Origin of the sequence: Streptomyces millisiae (genome assembly GCF_031845425.1) — a bacterium.
Taxonomy (GTDB): domain Bacteria; phylum Actinomycetota; class Actinomycetes; order Streptomycetales; family Streptomycetaceae; genus Streptomyces; species Streptomyces millisiae.
This window is the reverse complement of sequence record NZ_JAVREM010000048.1, coordinates 21,910-42,719: the sequence shown is the minus strand read 5'-3', so window position 1 is coordinate 42,719 and position 20,810 is coordinate 21,910. Positions and strand designations below refer to the sequence as shown.

General features: G+C 72.1%; 20 protein-coding genes. 13 read left to right on the top strand and 7 right to left on the bottom strand.

Annotation, left to right across the window (positions count from 1 at the left end):
- Nucleotides 1-8 precede the first annotated feature (8 nt).
- Nucleotides 9-566, top strand: coding sequence for a choice-of-anchor K domain-containing protein (locus tag RNC47_RS26285; protein WP_311602154.1), 558 nt, complete (start codon nucleotides 9-11; stop codon nucleotides 564-566).
- Nucleotides 567-578: 12 nt separating this feature from the next.
- Here RNC47_RS26285 and RNC47_RS26280 read toward each other — a convergent pair whose 3' ends face one another.
- The 4 genes from RNC47_RS26280 to RNC47_RS26265 are packed head-to-tail and all read right to left on the bottom strand — an operon-like array spanning nucleotide 579 to nucleotide 4,878.
- Nucleotides 579-1,574, bottom strand: coding sequence for an aldo/keto reductase (locus tag RNC47_RS26280; RefSeq protein WP_311602153.1), 996 nt, complete (start codon nucleotides 1,572-1,574; stop codon nucleotides 579-581).
- 45 nt (nucleotides 1,575-1,619) lie between these two features.
- A complete protein-coding gene (locus RNC47_RS26275; protein WP_311602152.1) occupies nucleotides 1,620-2,219 on the bottom strand; it encodes a DinB family protein in 600 nt (199 codons plus the stop codon).
- Between the two features lie 46 nt (nucleotides 2,220-2,265).
- On the bottom strand, nucleotides 2,266-4,173 hold the full coding sequence (locus tag RNC47_RS26270) for a nitroreductase/quinone reductase family protein (RefSeq protein WP_311602150.1): 1,908 nt from the start codon (nucleotides 4,171-4,173) through the stop codon (nucleotides 2,266-2,268).
- Between the two features lie 3 nt (nucleotides 4,174-4,176).
- Nucleotides 4,177-4,878, bottom strand: coding sequence for an alpha/beta fold hydrolase (locus RNC47_RS26265; RefSeq protein ID WP_311602149.1), 702 nt, complete (start codon nucleotides 4,876-4,878; stop codon nucleotides 4,177-4,179).
- 113 nt (nucleotides 4,879-4,991) lie between these two features.
- On the opposite strand from RNC47_RS26265, the gene RNC47_RS26260 reads away from it, so the two are divergent.
- On the top strand, nucleotides 4,992-5,309 hold the full coding sequence (locus RNC47_RS26260) for an ArsR/SmtB family transcription factor (protein ID WP_311602148.1): 318 nt from the start codon (nucleotides 4,992-4,994) through the stop codon (nucleotides 5,307-5,309).
- A 31-nt stretch (nucleotides 5,310-5,340) separates the two neighbouring features.
- Here the strand turns inward: RNC47_RS26260 and RNC47_RS26255 are convergent, their stop codons facing one another.
- Nucleotides 5,341-5,766, bottom strand: coding sequence for a VOC family protein (locus RNC47_RS26255; RefSeq protein WP_311602147.1), 426 nt, complete (start codon nucleotides 5,764-5,766; stop codon nucleotides 5,341-5,343).
- Between the two features lie 73 nt (nucleotides 5,767-5,839).
- Between RNC47_RS26255 and RNC47_RS26250 the strand changes: the two genes are divergently transcribed.
- Entirely contained in the window at nucleotides 5,840-6,631 is a 792-nt protein-coding gene (locus tag RNC47_RS26250; RefSeq protein WP_311602146.1) for a helix-turn-helix domain-containing protein, read from the top strand.
- Here the strand turns inward: RNC47_RS26250 and RNC47_RS26245 are convergent.
- Nucleotides 6,621-6,977, bottom strand: a complete 357-nt coding sequence (locus RNC47_RS26245; protein ID WP_311602145.1) for a DsrE family protein — start codon at nucleotides 6,975-6,977, stop codon at nucleotides 6,621-6,623. The genes RNC47_RS26250 and RNC47_RS26245 overlap by 11 nt on opposite strands.
- Nucleotides 6,978-7,184: 207 nt before the next feature.
- On the opposite strand from RNC47_RS26245, the gene RNC47_RS26240 reads away from it, so the two are divergent.
- Nucleotides 7,185-8,102 (top strand): aminoglycoside phosphotransferase family protein, encoded by a 918-nt coding sequence (locus RNC47_RS26240; RefSeq protein ID WP_311602144.1) that lies wholly within the window; start codon nucleotides 7,185-7,187, stop codon nucleotides 8,100-8,102.
- A 64-nt stretch (nucleotides 8,103-8,166) separates the two neighbouring features.
- On the opposite strand, the gene RNC47_RS26235 is transcribed toward RNC47_RS26240, so the two are convergent.
- Nucleotides 8,167-9,330, bottom strand: a complete 1,164-nt coding sequence (locus RNC47_RS26235) for a WD40/YVTN/BNR-like repeat-containing protein (protein WP_311602142.1) — start codon at nucleotides 9,328-9,330, stop codon at nucleotides 8,167-8,169.
- A gap of 173 nt (nucleotides 9,331-9,503) precedes the next feature.
- Between RNC47_RS26235 and RNC47_RS26230 the strand changes: the two genes are divergently transcribed.
- The 9 genes from RNC47_RS26230 (at nucleotide 9,504) to RNC47_RS26190 (ending at nucleotide 20,802) form a co-directional block, all read left to right on the top strand.
- Nucleotides 9,504-11,147 carry a peptide ABC transporter substrate-binding protein gene (locus tag RNC47_RS26230; protein ID WP_311602141.1) on the top strand — a complete coding sequence of 548 codons (1,644 nt, stop codon included), beginning with the start codon at nucleotides 9,504-9,506 and terminating at the stop codon, nucleotides 11,145-11,147.
- Between the two features lie 6 nt (nucleotides 11,148-11,153).
- Nucleotides 11,154-12,077: an ABC transporter permease gene (locus RNC47_RS26225; RefSeq protein ID WP_311602140.1), complete on the top strand. Its 924-nt coding sequence runs from the start codon at nucleotides 11,154-11,156 to the stop codon at nucleotides 12,075-12,077.
- Nucleotides 12,078-12,552: 475 nt separating this feature from the next.
- Nucleotides 12,553-13,461, top strand: coding sequence for an ABC transporter permease (locus RNC47_RS26220; RefSeq protein ID WP_311602168.1), 909 nt, complete (start codon nucleotides 12,553-12,555; stop codon nucleotides 13,459-13,461).
- A gap of 16 nt (nucleotides 13,462-13,477) precedes the next feature.
- The gene (locus tag RNC47_RS26215; protein WP_311602138.1) at nucleotides 13,478-14,476 is read left to right on the top strand and encodes an ABC transporter ATP-binding protein; all 999 of its coding nucleotides are present in this window, start codon (nucleotides 13,478-13,480) and stop codon (nucleotides 14,474-14,476) included.
- Nucleotides 14,439-15,479 carry an ABC transporter ATP-binding protein gene (locus RNC47_RS26210; protein ID WP_311602137.1) on the top strand — a complete coding sequence of 347 codons (1,041 nt, stop codon included), beginning with the start codon at nucleotides 14,439-14,441 and terminating at the stop codon, nucleotides 15,477-15,479. Before RNC47_RS26215 ends, RNC47_RS26210 begins: the two co-directional genes overlap by 38 nt.
- Nucleotides 15,480-15,819: 340 nt before the next feature.
- A complete protein-coding gene (locus tag RNC47_RS26205) occupies nucleotides 15,820-16,791 on the top strand; it encodes an ABC transporter permease (protein ID WP_311602135.1) in 972 nt (323 codons plus the stop codon).
- Nucleotides 16,792-16,862: 71 nt separating this feature from the next.
- A complete protein-coding gene (locus RNC47_RS26200; RefSeq protein WP_311602133.1) occupies nucleotides 16,863-18,665 on the top strand; it encodes an ABC transporter substrate-binding protein in 1,803 nt (600 codons plus the stop codon).
- Between the two features lie 88 nt (nucleotides 18,666-18,753).
- Nucleotides 18,754-19,734 carry an ABC transporter permease gene (locus tag RNC47_RS26195; RefSeq protein WP_311602131.1) on the top strand — a complete coding sequence of 327 codons (981 nt, stop codon included), beginning with the start codon at nucleotides 18,754-18,756 and terminating at the stop codon, nucleotides 19,732-19,734.
- 3 nt (nucleotides 19,735-19,737) lie between these two features.
- Entirely contained in the window at nucleotides 19,738-20,802 is a 1,065-nt protein-coding gene (locus tag RNC47_RS26190; RefSeq protein ID WP_394814884.1) for an ABC transporter ATP-binding protein, read from the top strand.
- Nucleotides 20,803-20,810 lie beyond the last annotated feature (8 nt).

The following is a 20,810-nucleotide window of genomic DNA, read 5'->3' as shown; positions in this document are numbered from 1 at the left end:
CTCCCGCCATGGGCTTACTCACGACCAAGGCGTACTGGACGGACGCTCCCGACTTGCCGGGCCTCAAGATCCGCCGGGATGACAACAGGAACCGAAGTGAGATCAGGTGGGGCACGCCCGTCGACGGCAGCAACCAGAGCGGCTACGACTTCGAGGGTCTTGGCACCAGTGGGGAACTCGGTGGGGACGATTTCCCGCTGGGCGTTTTCACGCACCACAACTACCCGATTCTGTTGGGCTCCTTCGAGAAGTTCTCGCTGACCCTTCAACTCCAGGTGTACTTCCAGGCCCATGACCTCCTGCATGAGTGCAGGCTGGTCTTCGACCATGACGAGACGCCCAACGTGGGTGCGCACTGGCACGATCAGGTCACGCTGCCGGACGTCCACCCGGACGACGCCGTCGTCCACGTCAACGGCGTCGAGTACACGGTGACCATCACCGGCTTCCTGGTGGGTGACGGGCCGCACAAAACAAAGCAGCGCACTTTCGACACCCCCGAGAACGACGAGTTCAGCGCCAAGATCTTCGCCCAGTTCAAGCAGACGGGTCCGTCGGGATCCTGAGCGGAAACCCGCTCAGCGACCCAGCACGTGGTCCACGTCGGCCAGTTGGGCCGCCGTCAGCGGTCCCTTCGCGAGCGCGCCCGCGTTCTCCTCGGCCTGGGCGACCGTGCGGAAGCCGGGAATGGGGATCGTCCGTGGGCTGCGGGCCCAGATCCAGGCGAGGGCGCCCTGCGCGAGGGTGCGGCCGTCGCTCGTGAGGATCTCCCGCAGCGCCTCGACCCGCCGGAGCCAGTCCGGGTCGGCGCCGGCGTTCGCGGTGAACCCCGGCAGCCAGTCGGGCGGGGAGTTGCGGATGTCCCCGCTCTCCAGGGCGCGTCCGGCGGCGTGCTTGCCGGTGAGCAGGCCCATGGCCAGCGGACTGCGGTTGACGCTGGCGAGGTCCGACTCCGCGCAGAGGGCCAGCAGTTCGGGCGCGTCCTGGAGGATGTTCAGGCGGTGCTGGACGGCCGTGCAGTGTGGGCCCGCGGCGAAGACGGCGGCCCGGGCCGGGTCGTCCGTTGACCAGGCGTAGGCGCGGATCAGGCCGTCCCGCACGAACTCCTCGCAGGTGTCCCGGAGTCGGGCGGCGCGTTCGGGGTCGGCGTCGGAGATGTGCAGCTGGTAGAGGTCGACGTGGTCGGTGCCGAGGCGCCGCAGGGAGGCGGTGAGGGCGCGGCGGGCGTGCTCCGGGGAGTCGTCCTGGCCGGTCCTGGTCCTGGTCCGCTCGTCGAAGAGGTTGCCCCACTTGGTGGCGACGACGACCTCGGCACGGCGCCTGCCGAGGGCGCGGCCGAGCACCCGCTCACTGTGGCCCGTGCCGTACGCGTCGGCCGTGTCGAAGAAGGTGACGCCGAGGTCGAGCGCGCGGTGGATCGCCCGCACCGACTCGTCGTCGTCCACCCGGCCCCAGCCCAGGGGCTTCCCGTCGGCGGACTGCCACTCGCCGCCGATGGCCCAGCAGCCGAAGCCGAGGGCGCTCACCTCGATGCCGCTGCGGCCGAGTGTCCTGCTGTACGTGTTGGTCGCCATGGTCGCGGACCCTAGACCTTGGAGTGGACACCAGGACAACCCTCGTCAGCGGCCGCCCGCCTCCCGGGCCGCGTGCTCGACGCGCTCGCGGTGGCTCTCCCAGTAGCCGCGGTCGCCCGGCGGCATGTTGTCGTTGCCCTTCACCATGCCGGCCGCGCCGTCGACGAGCTCCCGGACGATGTCGGCGTGGCCGGCGTGGCGCTGGGTGTCGGTGATGACATGGACGGCGACGCGGTGCAGGGTCACCTCGCGCCGGTCCTCCGGCCACCAGGGCACCCGGCCGACCGCGTCGAGCGGCAGCGCCTCGATCGTGGCGTCCGAGTGGGCCCAGGCCCGCCGGTAGAGGTCGACGACCTCCTCGCGCGACTCCTCGGCCGTGGCCCACATGTCGGCGTTGGCCTCGGCGTTCTCCCGGTAGTAGGAGGGGGTGGGCTCGGCCACGAAGTAGGGGCGGTCGAAGGTGTCGCCGAAGTACCCGAACTCCACGCCGGCGACGTGCTTGACCAGGCCGAGCAGGTTGGTGCCGGTCGGGGTGAGGGGGCGGCGGACGTCGTACTCGGAGAGGCCGTCCAGCTTCCACAGCAGGGCGTCCCGGGCGGACTGGAGGTACCGGAGGAGGTCGGCCTTCGCGCTCTGTTCGTTCACGCGGGGCAGTCTCGCAGCCCCCACTGACAACCGCCGCCCCCTCGGGTCAGTGCTCCTCGGGCGCCGGCTCCAGGACGAAGACCGGGATCTCGCGGTCCGTCTTCTTCTGGTAGTCGGCGTAGTCCGGGTACGCCTCGACGGCCCGGGCCCACCACACGGCCTTCTCCTCGCCGGTCACCTCACGCGCCAGCATGTCCTGCCGCACCGGGCCGTCCTGGAGCTCGACCCGGGGGTCGGCCACCACGTTGTGGTACCAGACCGGGTGCTTGGGGGCGCCGCCGAGGGAGGCGACCACGGCGTAGGAGCCCTCGTGCTCGACGCGCATCAGCGGGGACTTGCGGAGCTTGCCGCTCTTCGCTCCCACGGTGGTGAGGATGACGACCGGCAGGTCCTTCCGCTTCTCGTCGTTCGGACCGACCACGGCTTCCAGCGTCGTGCCCCGCGTACCGCCGGAGCTCTCGTACAGCTCCACCTGGTCACGGACGTACGGCGCGGCGCTCGGTTCGTACTCGCCCTTGAGTGGCATCTCGTCCCTCTCGACGGTTCTGGGGTCTTCACCGAGCGCAACACGACGGGTCGGCTCGGTCATTCCCGGCGGCGCGGCCCGGCTTCCAGGGACGACGGCGGGCCGGGTCAGCCGGCGCGCGACGGCGGCGGCGAGGAGGAACGTGGCGGCCTCGTAGGCCAGCGCGTGGGTGAACGCGCGTGCCGGGTCGTCGGGGGTGGCGGAGTGGACGAGGCCGGCCAGGGTGATGCCGACCGCGCCGCCGAGTTGTTGGGCGGTGGGCAGCAGGCCGGCGACCGAGCCGACGGCGGCCGGGTGGGCGCGGGCGAGCACCGTGGTGAAGGCGTGCGCCGTGAAGAGGCCGAACGCCGCGCCGCCCGGCACGAGGGCCGCGACCAGCGCCCAGCGGGGTGAGCCGAGCGCGGTGGCGCAGGCCAGGGCCGCCATGGTGGCGGCCAGCGTCGCGGCGGCCGGGACGAGCGGGGGACGGCGGCGCGAGAGGCGGGGCGCGGCCCGGCTGCCGAGCATGGCGGCGGCGGCGAAGGGGGCGGCCGTGAGGCCGGCGGCCAGCGGTGAGTAGCCGAGGCCGGACTGCAGGTGGAGGAAGAGCAGGTAGGTGAACGACGGCACGCCGGCGTTGAAGACGAGGACGAGGAGGGCGCCGGTCCGCGCGGTCGGATCGCGCAGCAGGTCGGGGTGGAGCAACGGCTCGCGCCCGGGGCGCCGTTGGAGCGCGGCGAAGCCGGCGAGCGCGGCGGCGCCGGCGGCCAGGCTGGCCCAGGACCAGGCGGGCCAGCCGGCGTCCCGGCCGACGGCCAGCGGCAGGATCAGCAGCCCGAGCCCGGCGGTGGCGAGCGTGGCGCCGGCCGCGTCGACGCGCTGCCGTCCGGCGCCGCGCGTCGCCGGTAGCCGGGTGGCGCCGGCGAGCGCGGCCAGGCCGAAGGGGAGGCCGGCGAGGAAGACGGCGCGCCAGCCGAGGCCGAACACGTCGGCCTGGAGGAGCAGGGCGCCGAGCAGCGGCCCGACCAGGGAGGCGGTCCCCATGGTGGCGACGAGCAGTCCGAGCGCGTGGGCTTGGCGCGCCGCCGGAACCGTCGTGCGGATGAGGGCCAGCACCTGTGGGGCCAGCAGGCCGCTGCCGGCCCCCTGCACGAGCCGGGCGGCGACCAGCGCGCCGGCCGAGGGGGCCGCCGCGTCGGCCGCCGCGCCGAGGAGGAAGACGGCGAGGCCGACGGCGAGGAGCCGCCGGTAGCCGAACCGGTCGCCGAGCCGGGCACCGGTGATCAACAGGCAGGCGTAGGTGAGGGTGTAGCCGGCGAGGACGAGGCGGACGGTGCCCTGGCCCGCGTCCAGGTCCGCCTGCAGGGCGGGGGCGGCCACCTGGACGCTCGTGACGTCGAGCAGTTGGACGAAGGTGGCGGCGAGCAGCACCGGCAGCGGGGTCGCCACGTCTCAGACCCAGCCGTCGAGCGCCGCCAGGAACCCGTCGGGGTTGTCGACATGGGTGAAGTGGCCGGTGCCGGGCACGGTGCGCAGCGTGAAGCCGACCTCCGCGAAGTGGTCGGCGAGCGGGGGCGGCACGAGGTCGCTGGGGTCGGCGAGCAGCACGAGCGAGGGCACGACGGGGAACACCGGCACATAGGCGGTCTCCAGGTAGGCCATCCGGGTCGTGTCCGGGTCCCAGTCGCGCAGTTCGGCCAGCCGGGCGCGGACCGCGTCGTCCGGCCAGGTGGGATGCGCGGCGCGGACGTCGTCGGCGGTCCACGGCTTGAAGGCGCGGAAGGCGGGCTGGAAGGCGCCGTAGCCGACGCCGTTCCACGGGTACCAGGCGGGGTCCTCGTAGACGGCCCTGGCCGGGCGCAGCCGGTCGGCGATCATCGCCAGCAGCACGCCGCCGAGCGAGTGGCCGATGGCCAGGTCCGGCCGGGCGGGCAGCGCGGCGAGCAGGTCGTCGGCCCAGCGCTCCCGGCTGTAGGGGCCACGCGGGGCGCCGCCGTGGCCGGCCAGGTCGGGGGCGAGCACCCGGTAGCCGCGGGCGGCGAGCCAGGGTGCCACCCGCCACCAGGTGGCCGAGCTGCCGGAGAGGCCGTGGATCAGCACCGCGGTGCGGTCCCCGACTCCCCACTCCGTGACGTGCGGTCGGTCGATCGCCATGAGCTCCTCCACCATTCGTGACTTCGACGACTCTCGAAATGAGCGGTCGGCGGAGACGATAGACAGTAGTTCGATGGCTGTCAAAGCCTCGAAGTGCGGGGTACGGTGGCGGCATGCGCGCGCTCCACCATCCCGACCTCGCCTCCGTCGAGCTGGCCACCCTGCTCAACGCGCTCGCCGACCCCGTACGGCTCCAGGTCGTCGGTCAGCTCGCCGCGGCCGGCGGGGTGGTGTGCGGCGGCTTCGACGTCCCGGTGAGCATGTCCACGCTCTCGCACCACCTGAAGGTCCTCCGCGAGGCCGGCCTGGTGCGGGTCACCCCGCAGGGCAGCTTTCGCCAGCACGAACTGCGCCTCGCCGAGATCGAGGAGCACTACCCCGGCGTCCTCCCGCCGATCCTGGCGGCGGCGCGCCGCGGCGAGCGGCCGTGAGCGCGCCGCCGCCCGGGGCGCGGGGCAGACCCTAGCGGCCGTCGGGACGCGGCCGGTGGTGGACGTACTCGACGCGCGTGCCGTCCGGGTGGCGCGCGGAGAAGCCGGCGCCGGTCGGGACCGGTTGGAGCGGCTGGAAGATCTCCGCGCCGGCCGCGAGGAGCCGGTCGTGGTAGGGCCGGACGTCGTCCACCAGCAGGGTCCCGGTGGTGGGGCGGAACGGGGTCAGGTCCTCGGCCGAGCCCTCGATCAGCAGGAAGGAGCCGACCATCGCGAGACGCAGCGTCTGGAAGGAGAAGCGGCCGTCCGCCGGGGTGCCGGTCAGCCGCTCGTAGAACGCGATGGCGGCGTCGAGCCGGCCCGGCTCGAGGAAGACCCGGATGAAGACCCGGGGCTGGGCGAGGGTGGACGAGTCGTTGCGGGTGCGCCAGAACAGTTCGTTGGTTTCTTCCGTCATGTCGGCAGCCTCACCCGGTCGGCGACGGTCAGGAAGGTCACCCTTTATGGGGGTGAGGAGGACTCACAGGATCGTGGACACGGACGTCACCGCGGTGCGGCGCGAGCTGGGCGCGCACCTGCGCGCCCACCGGGCGCTGATCGGCCCGGAGCAGGCCGGCCTGCCGGCCGGTGGCCGGCGTCGGGCCGCCGGGCTGCGGCGGGAGGAGGTGGCCGCGCTCGCCGGGGTGAGCGTGGCTTGGTACACCTGGCTGGAACAGGGCCGGGTGGCCGTGTCGCGGCAGGTCGTCGACGCGGTCTGCCGGGTCCTGCGGATGTCGCCGGCCGCCCACCGGCACGCGCTCGAGCTGGCCGGCTTCCGGTCCCCGGCGCTGCCGGAGGTGGTGGACGGGGTCGTCAGGCCCGAGACGCGCGCCCTGATCGACGGGTGGCCCGACAGCCCGGCGCTGGTGCTCGACGACCGGCTCGACCTGCTGGCCTGGAACGCGGCGCACCGCCGGCTGTGGGGCGACCCGGCGGCCCTGCCCGCCGAGCGTCGCAACCTGCTGCTCTTCCTGGCGGCGGCCCGCGACCGGCTACCGCCGGAGGGCGCCGAGCCGCTGCTGCGCGGCCTCTACCAGCACTTCCGCGCCAGCACGGGGCACGACCCCGAGCACCCGCGCACGGCCGAGATCGTGCGGCTGCTCACCGCCGGACGACCGGACGTCGCCGCCTGGTGGCAGTGCCGCGCCGTGACGGACTTCCCGCCCACGACGGTGACCGTGACCGGCGCGGGGCGGCTGACGTTCACGCTGCTGCGTCCGGTCGCGGACCCGGGCCGTCAGCTGCTGGTCCAGACCCCTTCCGGCGCCCCGCTCAGAACGTGATGACGGTGGCTTCCTCGAGCGTGAAGCGGGCGAACTCGTCGCGGGCGACCGAGAGGCTGAGGCCGCGCCGCAGCAGCTCGGCCTCGGTGCCGTCGGCGCGGGCCGCGTTGACGCAGGCGCCGACCGGCACGCCGGCGGCGATCAGCTCGGCTATCTGCCGGCGGTAGGTGGTCGCCGCCTCCGAGGCGTCGTCGGCGGCGAGGCGGCGCTGGGCCGGGCCGAAGCAGAAGACCTCGAGCTCGACGTCGTTCTCCGCGGCGACCTCCTGGATGCGCCACGCGAGGCGGGTTCCGGTCACGATCGACTCGTCGTCGTCGCGGAACACGTGGATGACCGTCTTCGGCATCGGCCTCACCTCTCAGTCGCCGGGGGACCCCCGACCGTAGCATCCGTCTCGCATCGCGGGATGATCGGTCTCGACATGTGGGCGCGCCGAGGGTTCGGGGTAGGGTGTGATCATGCTTTGACGCCGGCCCGGTCGACCCCGGGCGCCCCCGTGACTCCTTCGTATGTCGCGTTTCCGATCCCGTGACCCACGAAGGAGACCCTTCTCATGACCACGTCGACCCCGATCGACGTCCCCGACGAGTTCGCCGCGGCCTACGGCGGCGAGGACGCCGGGCGGCTGGCCTGGCTGGCGGACCTGCCCCGGCTCGGTGGCGAGCTGATGGAGCGTTGGGGCCTGCGCCCCGACGGCCCCTCCGCCTTCGGCATGGCCTCGCTGGTGCTGCCCGTGCTGCGGAACGACGGCACGCCGGCCGTGCTCAAGCTCCAACAGCTCCGCGCGGAGACCGTCGACATCGCCACCGGCCTCCGCGCCTGGGACGGCGACGGCATCGTCCGGCTGCTCGAACACGACGAGGCGAGCAGCTGCCAGCTCGTCGAACGACTCGACGCCGCCCGGCCGTTGTCGTCGCTCCCCGACGAACGCGAGGCCGTGCGGATCCTCGCCGAGCTGCTGGCCCGCCTGACCTCGGTGCCGGCGCCGGCCGGCATCCGCCGGCTGGCCGACGTCGCGGCCGCCATGGTGGAGCAGACCCCGTCCGCCGTGCCGGCGCTCGTCGACCCGGCCGAGCGGGCGCTGCTGCGTGACTGCGCGGCCGCCGTCGCCGAACTCGTCGACGAGGCGGGCGACCGGCTGCTCCACTGGGACCTGCACTACGACAACGTGCTGGCCGCCGAGCGCGAGCCCTGGCTGGCCATCGACCCGGAGCCGCTCGCCGGCGACCCCGGCTTCGACCTGCTGCCGGCCCTCGACAACCGCTGGGCGGAGGTGGTGGCCGGCGGCGACGTCGCCCGCGCCGTCCGCTACCGCTTCGACCTGCTGACCGAGGTCCTCGGCCTGGACCGCCGGCGCGCCGTCGGCTGGACCCTGGGCCGCGTCCTGCAGAACTCCCTGTGGGACGTCGAGGACGGCAAGACGGCCCTCGACCCGGTCCAGCTCGCCATCGCCGAGGCGTTGCGGCGCTGACGCGCTGGTCGCCGGCCGTCACCCGCCACGCCCCGCGAGGGCGTGGCGGGCGCGCCCGCGTCGGTCAGCGGCCCTGGCCCAGGACCACCGTGCGCCAGGTGAAGCCGTCCGCCGAGAGGCGGTAGTGGCCCGGGTTGGTGAGGTCGGTGAGGAGGAAGCCGGCGGGGGTGACCTCCGGGCGTTCCGGCGGTGCGCCGGGGCGGGAGATCGCCCAGTCGCGGCCGGCGTTGACGCTGCGGTAGACGGCGTCCGAGGCGTACATCAGCAGGCTGCCGTCGGCCGCGGCGATGGGCGTGCCGAGGACGATGTGGGGGATGGTGCCGGGGCGGTAGGTCCAGACGGGCTCCCAGCTGACGCCGTCGTCCACGCTGCGGTGGATGGCGAGGACGCCGGTGCCGTCGCCGGCCCGCGCCGTGCCGCTCTCGAAGACGTACAGCGCGTCGGGTCCGGCCGTCAGGGTCTGGGAGGTGACGCCGGCGGTGGTCGGGAGCGGCAGCAGCTCCCACGCGCGGCCGCGGTCGCGGCTGACGGCCAGGGCGCGGCGGCCGGTTTCCGGGTCGACGCCGGAGGTCCAGAACGAGCCGTCGGGCAGGATGCCGGGCCAGCCCGGGTTGTCGAGCGGGGGCTGGGCGGCCAGCAGCCGGTACTCGGCGGTGTCGGGCATCAGCACCGCGAGCCCCGTCTGGCCGGCCGTGAGGATCGCGCCCTCCGGGATCTCCTCGGCGGTGCCGGCGGCTCCGGTGGTCTCGGCCGGCCGCCAGCTGCGCGCGCCGTCCGTGGTCACCCAGTGCCGCTCGACGCCGTCGTCGAGGACGGCGGAGAGCCGGGCGACGCCGGGCCCCGCGGCCTCCAGTGAGTGCGGGACGTCCCGGCTGTCACCCGCCGGGATCGGCGTGTCGCGGACCTCCCAGGCGGCGCCGTCCTCCAGGACGGCGACCCGGTACGCGCAGCGCTCCGACCGCTCGGATCCGGGGAGTCCCGCGGTGTCCTCGGCGCACTCGGTCACCAGGGCGAAGGCGTTCGTCTCGTCGACGAGGCGGAGCGAGAAGGCCTGCCCGGGAAGCTCGGTTCCCGAGGGCACGGCGGGCGGCTCGGCGGACGGGTCGGTCGTGGGGTCGAGGGAGGGCGGGGGCGTCTCGAAGCCCTCGCGGTCGTCGTTGCGGTCCTGGGCGCTGCCCCCGGGTGTGGTGCAGCCGAGCAGGGTGGCGGTCGCGGTGAGGAGAACCATCGGTAAAACGATTAACCCGCTGCGCATGCTCGGTAGATACCCATGCGCGGCGTCCGGCAAATGGGGGGTTCTGGGCAACTCTCCGCGCGGATCAGGCCAGAAAGAGAGGTTATAGCGAGAGCAAATGATCTTATGTGCCCAATGCGGCTTTCCGGCATCCGAGGAGGCACCGTATGCGCCGAACGCCACGCCTCGCTCGGGTCGCCGCCAGCGGCACCCTGGCACTGGCCGCGGCGCTCGCCGGCGCGGGCTGCGGGAGCGGCTACGGCTCGGGCGGCGGGCCCGACGGGGTGGTCAGGGCCTCCTGGGGCGACCCGCAGCACCCGCTCGAGCCGGCCAACACCAACGAGGTCCAGGGCGGCAAGGTCCTCGACATGATCTTCCGGGGGCTGAAGCGCTACAACCCGGAGACCGGCCGGGCCGAGGACGCCATGGCCGAGTCGATCACCACCGAGGACCAGCGGAACTTCACCGTCCGGATCAGGGACGGCTGGACCTTCCAGGACGGCACCCCGGTCACCGCCCACTCCTACGTGGACGCCTGGAACTACGGCGCCCACGTCGACAACGCCCAGGTCGCGAGCTACTTCTTCCAGTTCATCGACGGCTACGACGAGGTCCACCCGGCCGACGAGGGCGCCGCGGCCACCGCCGACACCCTCAGCGGGCTGCGGGTCGTGGACGACCACACCTTCACCGTCCGGCTCAGCGAGCCGTTCTCGCTGTGGCCCGACACCCTGGGCTACGCCGCCTACGCCCCGCTGCCCCGCTCGTTCTTCGAGGACCACGACGCCTGGCTGGCCAAGCCGGTGGGCAACGGCCCGTACCGGATCGACGAGTACCACGAGAACCAGTCCATGAAGCTGGTCAGCTACGAGGAGTACGCGGGCCAGGACCGGCCCAGGAACAAGGGCGTCGAGCTCCGCGTCTACACCGACAACAACACGGCCTACACCGATCTCCGGGCCGGCAACCTCGACCTGGTCGACGACGTCCCCGCCGCCCAGCTCGCCAACGCGGAGGTCGACCTGGGCGACCGGTACCTCAACCGGCCCGCCGGCATCATCCAGACCGTCGCCTTCCCGCTGCACGACGAGCGCTGGCAGGGCGAGGACGGCCTCAAGCTCCGCCAGGGCCTGTCCATGGCCATCGACCGGGAGGCCATCACCTCCCGGATCTACCACGGCACCCGCACCCCCGCCTCGGACTACACCTCGCCCGTGCTCGGTGAGGACGGTGGCTGGCAGCAGGGCCTGTGCGGCCAGGTCTGCGAGTACCACCCGGACCGCGCACGGGAGTTGATCGAGGAGGCGGGCGGCCTGCCGGACGGCGGGATCACCCTGACCTCCAACGTGGACACCGGCTCCCACCGGCAGTGGATGGACGCGGTCTGCAACAGCGTCAACAACGCCCTGGACGACGGCGGCGCCTGCACCGTGGAGCCGGTGCCGACCTTCGCGGACTTCCGCAACCGGGTCAGTGACCAACAGGTGTCAGGAATGTTCAGATCGGGCTGGCAGATGGACTATCCGCTGATCCAGAACTTTCTCCAACCGATCTACTACACCGACGCCTCCTCCAACGACTCCGGCTACAGCAGCGACGAGTTCGACGAGCTGGTGGACCGGGCCAACGCCAGCGCCGACGAGGCCGAGGCCGTCCGCGCCTTCCAGCAGGCCCAGGAGGTGCTGGTGGGCGACCTGCCGGCCATCCCGCTCTGGTACCAGAACGGCACCGCGGGACACTCGGAGCGGGTCAGCGACGTGCGGCTCAACCCCTTCTCCGTGCCCGTCTTCACCGACATCCGGGTGAGCTGAGGCGGCATGGCGCGCTACCTGGTCAGACGACTCGTCCAGACGATCCCGGTGTTCGTCGGGGCCACCTTCCTGATCTTCGTCATGGTCTACGCGCTCGGCGACCCGGTCACCGCGCTCTTCGGCGACCGCGGCCCGGACCCGGCCATCGCCGCCGCGCTGCGCGCCGAGTTCCACCTGGACGAGCCGCTGTGGCGGCAGTACGTGCTCTACATGGGCCGGATCCTCTCCGGGGACTTCGGCACCGCCTTCAACGGGGAGCCCGTCACCGAGCTGATGAGCCGGGCGTTTCCGATCAGCTTCCGGCTGATGGTGATCGCCCTGGTGCTCGAAATGGTCATCGGGATCGCGCTCGGCGTCATCACCGGGCTGCGGCGCGGCCGGCCGCTCGACACCTCGGTGCTGATGCTCACCCTCTGCGTGATCGCCGTCCCCACCTTCGTCCTCGGCACCACGGCCCAGTACCTGTTCGGCGTCCGACTCGGCTGGGTCAGCCCGGCCGTCAGCCCCGACCCCACGGTGCGCGAGCTGCTGCTGCCCGGGCTGATCCTCTGCCTGGTCTCGCTCGCCTACGTCACCCGCCTCACCAGGACCTCCGTCGCCGAGAACGCCCGCGCCGACTACGTCCGCACCGCCGTCGCCAAGGGCCTGCCGCGCCGCCGGATCACCGTCCGGCACCTGCTGCGCAACTCGCTGATCCCGGTGGTCACCTACCTCGGCGCCGACATCGGCACGCTGATGGCCGGCGCGATCGTCACCGAGCGGATCTTCAACATCCAGGGCGTCGGCTACCAGCTCTACCAGGGCGTCCTGCGGCAGAACTCGGCCACCGTGGTCGGTTTCGTGGTGGTGCTGGTGCTGATCTTCCTGCTGGCCAACCTGCTCGTCGACGTCCTCTACGCCGTGCTCGACCCGAGGATCCGCTATGCCTGATGACCTCCCGGTCGGGCCAGCCACGTCCGGCCCCCAGCCGTCCGGCTCACCGCCGGATCCGGCCGGCTCGCCGCCGCCCGGCCTGGCGGCCGGCTCGGCGCCGCCGTCGCCGGACGGCCCGGGAGCAGCCGGCGTGCAGCCGCCCGGCCCGGGGGCCGGTTCGTCGTCGTCGCCGGACGGCGCGGCGTCCGGCTCGTCGTCGCCGGACGGTCCGGCGGGAGCCGGTGCGTCGCCGGAGCCGGTTGGTTCGCCGCCGTGCGGTCCGGCGGCCGGCTCGCCGTCGTCGCCGGACGGCCCGTCTGCGTCGGAGACCGGCCGGTCGCCGGGGGTGGCTGGCTCGCCGTCGTCGCAGGCTGGCCCGTCCGGTCCGGCAGCAGCCGGCCAGGGGGCCGGCTCGTCGTCGCCGTCGCCGCCGTCGTCCGGTCCGGCGGGAGCCGGTGCGGCGCCGGAGCCGGCTGGCCCGCGGCCGCCCGGCCTGGCGGCCGGCTCGCCGTCGTCGCCGGACGGCACGGCGGGAGCCGGTGTGCCGCCGGAGGCGCGGGGGTTGTGGGCGGATGCCTGGCATGACCTGCGGCGCAACCCCGTCTTCGTGGTCTCCGCGCTGCTGATCCTCTTCCTCACGGTGATCGCGCTCTGGCCGGGGCTGATCGCCACCCAGGACCCGCAGCGCTGCGAGCTGGGCCGCTCGCTGGAGGGCCCGAGCGCGGGCCACTGGTTCGGCTTCGACACGCAGGGCTGCGACGTCTACACCCGCACCGTGCACGGCGCCCGCGCATCCATCGCGGTCGGGATCTGCGCCACCCTGGGCGTGGCCCTGCTCGGCTCGGTGGTCGGCGGCCTCGCCGGCTTCCTTGGCGGCTTCTGGGACGAGGTGCTCTCCCGGCTCACCGACGTCTTCTTCGGCATCCCGATGGTGCTCGGCGCCATCGTCTTCCTGTCCATGGTCACGCTGACCGGCATCTGGCCGGTGGTCGCGATCATCGCGGCGCTCAGCTGGCCGCAGATCGCCCGGATCGCGCGCGGCGCGGTGCTCGCCGCGAAGGAGCACGACTACGTGCAGGCCGCCCGCTCGCTCGGCGCCGGCACCCCCCGGCTGCTGCTGCGGCACATCCTGCCGAACGCCATCGCGCCGGTCATCGTGATGGCGACGATCATGCTGGGCACCTTCGTCGCCCTGGAGGCCACGCTCAGCTATCTGGGCGTGGGCCTCAAACCGCCCAGCGTCTCGTGGGGCGTGGACATCTCGGCCGCCTCCGACGGCATGCAGTTCCGCAACGCCCCGCACATCCTGCTCTACCCGGCGGCCGCGCTCAGCGTCACGGTGCTGGCCTTCATCATGCTCGGCGACGCCGTCCGGGACGCCCTCGACCCCAAGCTCAGGTGAAAGGCGCTGACCGCCCATGCTGCTCGAAGTCCGGGACCTGCGTGTGGAGTTCGACACCCGGGACGGGGTGGTCCGGGCGGTCGACGGGGTCAGCTACGCGGTGGACGCCGGCGAGACCCTGGCCGTGCTCGGGGAGTCCGGCTCCGGCAAGTCGGTGACCGCGCAGGCCGTGATGGGCATCCTGGACAGCCCGCCGGGGCGGATCACCGGCGGCCGGATCCTCTTCCGTGGCGAGGACGTGCTCGCCATGTCCGAGGAGCGGCGGCGCCGGATCCGCGGTGAGCGGATGGCGATGATCTTCCAGGACGCGCTGTCGGCGCTGAACCCGGTGCTCTCGGTGGGCTTCCAGTTGGGCGAGATGTTCCGGGTACACCGGGGCATGTCCCGCAAGGAGTCCAAGGCCAGGGCCATCGAGCTGATGGACCGGGTCCGCATCCCGGCGGCGAGGGAGCGGGTGAACGACTACCCGCACCAGTTCTCCGGCGGCATGCGGCAGCGCGTCATGATCGCGATGGCGCTGGCCCTGGAGCCGGACGTGATCATCGCGGACGAGCCGACCACGGCGTTGGACGTCACGGTGCAGGCGCAGGTGATGGACCTACTGGCCGAGCTCCAGCGGGACTCCGCCATGGGGCTCGTCCTCATCACCCACGACCTGGGCGTGGTCGCCGACGTCGCCGACAAGATCGCGGTGATGTACGCCGGCCGCATCGTGGAGAACGCGCCGGTGCGTGAGCTGTACGAGCGGCCCGCGCACCCGTACACCAGGGGCCTGCTGGACTCCATCCCGCGCCTCGACCACAAGGGCCGGGAGCTCTACGCGATCAGGGGCCTGCCGCCCACCCTCACCGCGATCCCGCCCGGCTGCGCCTTCAACCCGCGCTGTCCCGCGGCGCGCGAGATGTGCCGGGAGGACCCGGTGCCGCCGCTGGTGCGGGTGAGCGGGCCGGACGGCGGCCGGAGCGGGGGCCGGACCAGTGCCTGCCACTTCTGGAAGGAGACGGTCGGTGGCTGAGCCCATCCTCCAGGTGCGGAACCTGGTCAAGCACTTCCCGCTCACCCAGGGGGCGTTGTTCAGGCGCCAGGTGGGCGCGGTGCGCGCGGTGGACGGCGTCTCCTTCGACCTGCGGCCCGGCGAGACGCTGGGCGTGGTGGGGGAGTCGGGGTGTGGGAAGTCCACGGTGGCGCGACTGCTGGTCGGTCTCGAACGCCCCACGGCCGGCGAGATCCGCTACCGCGACGACGACCTCTCCCGGCTGTCGCGGCGGGCCCTGCGCGCGGTGCGCCGGAATATCCAGATGGTGTTCCAGGATCCCTATACGTCGCTGAATCCGCGCATGACGGTCGGGGATATCGTCGGTGAGCCCTTCGAGATCCATCCCGAGGTCGCGCCCAAAGGCGAGCGAAGGCGCCGGGTGCGTGAGTTGCTGGACGTGGTCGGGCTCAATCCGGAGTATGTCAACCGATATCCGCACCAGTTCTCCGGCGGCCAGCGGCAGCGCATCGGCATCGCCCGCGCCCTGGCGCTCAAACCGGAGATCATCATCTGCGACGAGCCGGTCTCGGCGCTCGACGTCTCGGTGCGCGCCCAGGTGATCAACCTGATGGCGCGGCTCCGGGGCGAGTTCGGGCTCTCCTGTGTCTTCATCGCCCACGACCTGTCGGTGGTGCGGCATATCTCGGACCGGGTCGCGGTGATGTACCTGGGAAAGATCGTGGAGATCGGGTCGGACCGGGAAATCTACGAGCACCCCACCCACCCCTACACCCAGGCCCTGCTTTCCGCGGTTCCGGTGCCGGATCCGGAGGCGGCCCGGCGGGGCGAACGGATCATCCTGCGGGGCGACGTGCCGTCACCGGCCGATCCGCCGACGGGATGCCGTTTCAGAACCCGGTGCTGGAAAGCGACGGAGATCTGCGCGACGGCGCCACCGCCGCTGGCCGTGCCTCTGGCGTTCGCGGACGCGACCGGCGCGCGCCGTCACGAGTCCGCCTGTCACTACGCCACTTCGGAGTAGCCGGGCGCCGTCGTGCAACCGGGGCGGTGGACTCTCGGCCACACCGCCCCGGTCTACGGCACCCGCACGGCCGTACCGCCTCAGTCTGGGCCGTTCGCATATCGGTATAGGGTCTGGGGTGTTGCCTCCTTGTTAACACCCCTGGGTCCGTACTTGTCCGCTCATTTCCGAAAGCGCGCGACGCCGTCAAGCACGTTCCTGTGTCAATCCGCGTAACCTTGGCTCACTAATTGACCGTCATAGGTTGATACCACTGCTACCCCTTGACGGCTAACTCGGTGCCTTGCGACAGTCCCGCTCTACACGCATCGCACCGTGGGACCACACGTCGGGGGGACTGATGTCCAGCCAAACCGAGGCCATGGCGGCCGAACTGGTAGGGCGTTCGCCGGGTCAGCTCATGTGGCGTCGTTTCCGACGGGACCGGGTCGGCGTCATTTCCGCGTGCGTGGTGCTCCTCTTCTTCGCGATCGGCCTGCTCGCGCCGCTCATCTCCGCCCTCTACGGCAAGGACCCCTACACCAGGTACGGGCAATTGGAGCCGGGGCTGCTCAACGAGTACGGCTATCCCGTCAAACCCAACGGCGGCATGGACGGGGAATTCTGGTTCGGAATAGAACCGGGCACCGGCCGTGACGTGTTGACCCTGCTTCTCTACGGAATACGCACCTCGCTGCTCATAGCCCTCGCCGTCACCGTGCTCGCCGTCCTCACCGCGATCGTCCTGGGCATCGCGGCCGGCTATCTCGGCGGCCGCTGGGACTTCGCCATCAGCCGGGTCATCGACCTTCTGATGGCCTTTCCGCAGCAGCTGTTCTTCGTGGCCTTCCTGCCGATCGTCACCACCCTCTTCGTGGACCCCAGGGAGGAGACACCCACCTACGTCAAGGTGGTGTCCATCATCGTCGTCCTCTGGGTGCTCGGCTGGATGACCCTGGGGCGCATCCTGCGCGGCGCCGCGCTCACCCTGCGGGAGCGCGAGTTCGTCGAGGCGGCCAGGGTGAGCGGCGCCTCCCCGTGGCGGATCATCCGCAAGGAGCTGCTGCCCAACGTGGTCTCGCCGATGCTGGTCCAGGCCACCTACATGCTGCCCAGCTTCGTGACCACGGCGGCCGCCCTCTCCTTCCTCGGGGTGGGCCTGACCGAGCCGACGCCCGACTGGGGCCGGATGTTCGCCACCGCCGCCGAGGTCTACCGCAGCGACATCACCTACATGTTCTTCCCCGGGGTCTCCATGGTGATCTTCGTGGTCGCCTTCAACCTCCTGGGAGATTCGGTCCGGGACGCGTTCGACCCCAAGACCGTCCGCTAGCCCCGCGACCGCCGCACCGTCGCCTCCGCGAGCCAAGCCGACCAACGAAACGGGCAGGTGGGAACGTACCGATGAGCACCACAGCACGGCCCAGAGCACGCATCGCCGGGGTGGCCCTGGCCATGACCGGGGCGCTGGTCCTCAGCGCCTGCAGCAGCGGCGGGGGCGGGGGTCCCGCGAGCGAGGAGGAGAGCGCGGGGCCCGAGACCTCGGCCGCGATCTCCTTCGGCGACGCCGAGGCGTCCACCGGACCCGCCGAGGAGGTCCCGGGCGCCACCCCGGGAGGCACGATCAACGTGCTCCAGGAGACCTCGCCCGACCACCTCGACCCCGCCCAGATCTACGTCGCGCACGAGTCCAACATCGCCCGGCTGATCCACCGCGGCCTCACCTACGTGCGCCTCGACAACGACGGCGACTACACGGTGGTCGGCGACCTGGCCACCGACTCCGGCACGGTCTCCGACGGCGGCCGCACCTGGACGTACACCCTCAAGGACGACATCTACTTCAACGACGGCACGCCGATCACCTCGGCCGACATCCGGCACACCATCGAGCGGACCTTCGCGCCGTTCATCACCCAGGGCCCCAGCTACATCCAGCAGTGGCTGGCGGGCCCGGACGCCGGCGACTACCGCGAGCTGCTGCCCGAGGGGCCCTACGAGGGCGACCACCTGCCGGACTCGCTCCTGGAGACCCCGGACGAGCGGACCATCATCTTCCGCTTCGCCGAGCCCCAGAACGACCTGCCCTACGCCCTCTCCATACCCGGCTACGCCGTCGTCTCGGCCGAGGGCGACACCCAGCAGGCGTACGACCAGGACCCGGTCACCTCGGGCCCCTACGAGATCGAGGACTTCCGGCCGGGCCGCTCCATGACCCTGGTGCGCAACGAGTACTGGCAGCCGGAGACCGACCCGGCGCGCAACGCCTACCCGGACAGCTACGAGATCTCCTTCGGCCACAGCCTGGAGGACTCCACGGCCCGCCTGATGGCCGACAACGGCGAGAACCAGTACGCCACCAGCTTCAACAACGGCCTCGACGCCGGCAACGGGCCGACCGTCATGGAGGACCCGGAGCTGCGGGAGCGGCTGGTCGACGGCTACCAGCCGTACGTCGGCACCCTCGCCATCAACCTGGACCGGGTCACCGACCTGCGGGTGCGGCAGGCCATCGCCTACGCGGTGCCGCTCAACGGCGTGCTCAACGCCTACGGCGGCAGCATCGGCGGCCAGTACGCGGGCGGCAACATCTCCCCGCTGCTGCCCGGCTACCAGGAGGACTACGACCCCTGGGGCAAGCTGGCCAACCCGCAGGGCGACGTGGAGCGGGCCCGCGAGCTCCTGGAGGAGGCCGACGCGGTCGGCTACGAGCTCAACTACATCCACCACACCGCGCCCCAGGACCAGCAGGCCGCGGTGGCCGTCGCGGACGCCCTGGAGTCCGCCGGCTTCGAGGTCAACCGCACCGAGGTCCCGCCGGAGACCTACTACGACACGATCGGCGTCGTCGACAACGGGGCGGACATCTACCGCAACAGCTGGGGCGCCGACTGGCTCTCCGGCGCCACCGTGATCCCGCCGCAGTTCGACGGCCGGCAGATCGCGGACGGCGGCTCCAACTACAGCCACCTCAACGACGAGCACGTCAACGAGGAGATCGACCGCATCCGGGCGATCACCGACCCGGCGCAGGCGGCCGAGGAGTGGACCGCGCTCAGCCAGTACATCCAGGAGGAGTTCGTGCCCTTCGTGCCGACCTTCTACTACCGGCAGACCATCCTGCACGGCTCCCGGATCGGCGGCGCCACCTTCAACGACGACCTCGGCACCATCGACATGCAACGGCTCTACGTGATCCAGGACTGACCCCGCGGGTGCCGGGCCGGGGCCGCGCGCCCCGGCCCGGCACCCGCCACACGCCTCCCGAGGCCGCTAGCGAAGGCTGCTACCGACGATGCTCCGCTTCCTCATCCGGCGAACGCTCGGCGCCGTCGCCATCCTCCTGATCATCAGCGCCGTCACGTTCTTCCTCTTCTACGCGATACCCCGCAACCCGGCGCTGCTCGCGTGCGGCAAGGGCGTCTGCACCCCGGAACAACTCGCGGTCGTGGAACGCAACCTGGGCATCGACCAGCCGGTCCCCGTGCAGTACTGGGAGTACATGGTCGGCATCTTCGCGGGCCGCGACTTCCCCGCCGGACACTGCCCGGCGCCCTGCCTCGGCTTCTCCTTCCGCAACAACACCCCGGTCCTCGACACCATCCTCGACCGGCTGCCCACCACCGTCTCGCTCACCATCGGCGGCGCGGTGGTCTTCCTCACCCTGGGCCTCGCGCTCGGCATGCTGGCCGCCTGGCGGCAGGGCGGGCTGCTCGACAAGACCATGAGCTCCACCTCGCTGGTCCTCAGCTCGATGCAGATCTACTTCCTCGGCCCGCTGGCCCTCGCCGCCGTCGTCTACAACACCGAACTCCTGCCCCAGCCACGGTACGAGCCGTTCACCGAGGACCCGCTCGCCTGGTTCCAGGGCCTCCTGCTGCCCTGGCTGGTGCTGGCGACCATCTTCACCGCCAACTACACCCGCATGGCCAGGGCCACGCTGATCGAACAGCTCCAGGAGGACCACGTCCGCACCGCGCGGGCCAAGGGCATGGGACCGCGCACCGTGTTCTTCCGCTACGCCTGGCGCGGCTCGCTCATCCCCATCGTCACCATCTTCGGCATCGACCTCGGCTCCCTCTTCGGCGGCGCCATGATCACCGAGTACACCTTCGCGCTGCCCGGACTCGGCCGGCTCGCGGTCGACTCCGTGACCCAGTCCAACCTCCCCATGCTGATGGGCGTGATGCTCTTCGCCGCCCTGATGATCGTCCTGTTCAACATCGTCGTCGACGCCTGCTACGCGCTCATCGACCCGCGCGTGCGGCTCGCCTAGGAGCTGACCGACGTGACCACCACCAGGCAGGAGGCGGGCGGCCCCTTCCTCTCCGTGCGCGACCTGCGCGTGCGCTTCGCCACCGAGGACGGCGCGGTCAAGGCCGTCGACGGGCTCTCCTTCGACCTCGAACGCGGCCGCACCCTCGGCATCGTCGGCGAGTCGGGCTCCGGCAAGTCGGTCGCCAACCAGGCCGTCCTCGGCCTGCACAACCCCGACAACACGACGATCTCCGGCGAGATCCTGCTGGACGGCGAGGACCTCACACGGGTCGGCGAACGGCGACTCGAGCGGCTCCGCGGCAACAAGGTCGCCATGATCTTCCAGGACCCGCTCACCGCGCTCTCGCCCTACTACACCGTGGGCCGGCAGATCGGCGAGCCGTTCCGCAAGCACCGCGGCGCCAGCAAGCGCGAGGCCCGCGAGCGCGCCGTCGAGATGCTCGCCAAGGTCGGCATCCCCAACCCGCGGCGCCGAGTCGACGACTACCCGCACCAGTTCTCCGGCGGCATGCGGCAACGCGCCATGATCGCCATGGCGTTGGTCTGCGACCCGGACCTGCTCATCGCGGACGAGCCCACCACCGCGCTCGACGTCACCGTGCAGGCCCAGATCCTCGACCTGCTGATGGAACTCCAGCGGGAGTTCGGCTCCGCGATCATCATGATCACCCACGACCTCGGCGTGGTCTCCCGGGTCTCCGACGACGTGCTGGTGATGTACGCCGGCCGCGCCGTCGAACGCGGCCCGGTGCGCGAGGTGCTGAACCGCCCACAACACCCCTACACCTGGGGGTTGTTGAGCTCCATGCCCCGGCTGCACGGCGACGTGGACCAGGAACTGGTGCCCATCACGGGCGCCCCGCCCAGCCTGCTCACCCCGCCCCCCGGCTGCCCCTTCGAGCCGCGCTGCGCCTTCCCCGACGAGGTGGCCGGGTCCCCCTCCGGCCCCCACCGCTGCGGCACCGAGCGGCCCGCGCTGCCCGAGGGGCGGGGCGCCGCCTGCCACCTCACGGGCGAGCAGCGCCGCGCCCTGTTCACGACGCGGATCCGCCCCCGACTGCGCTGAAGGACCCA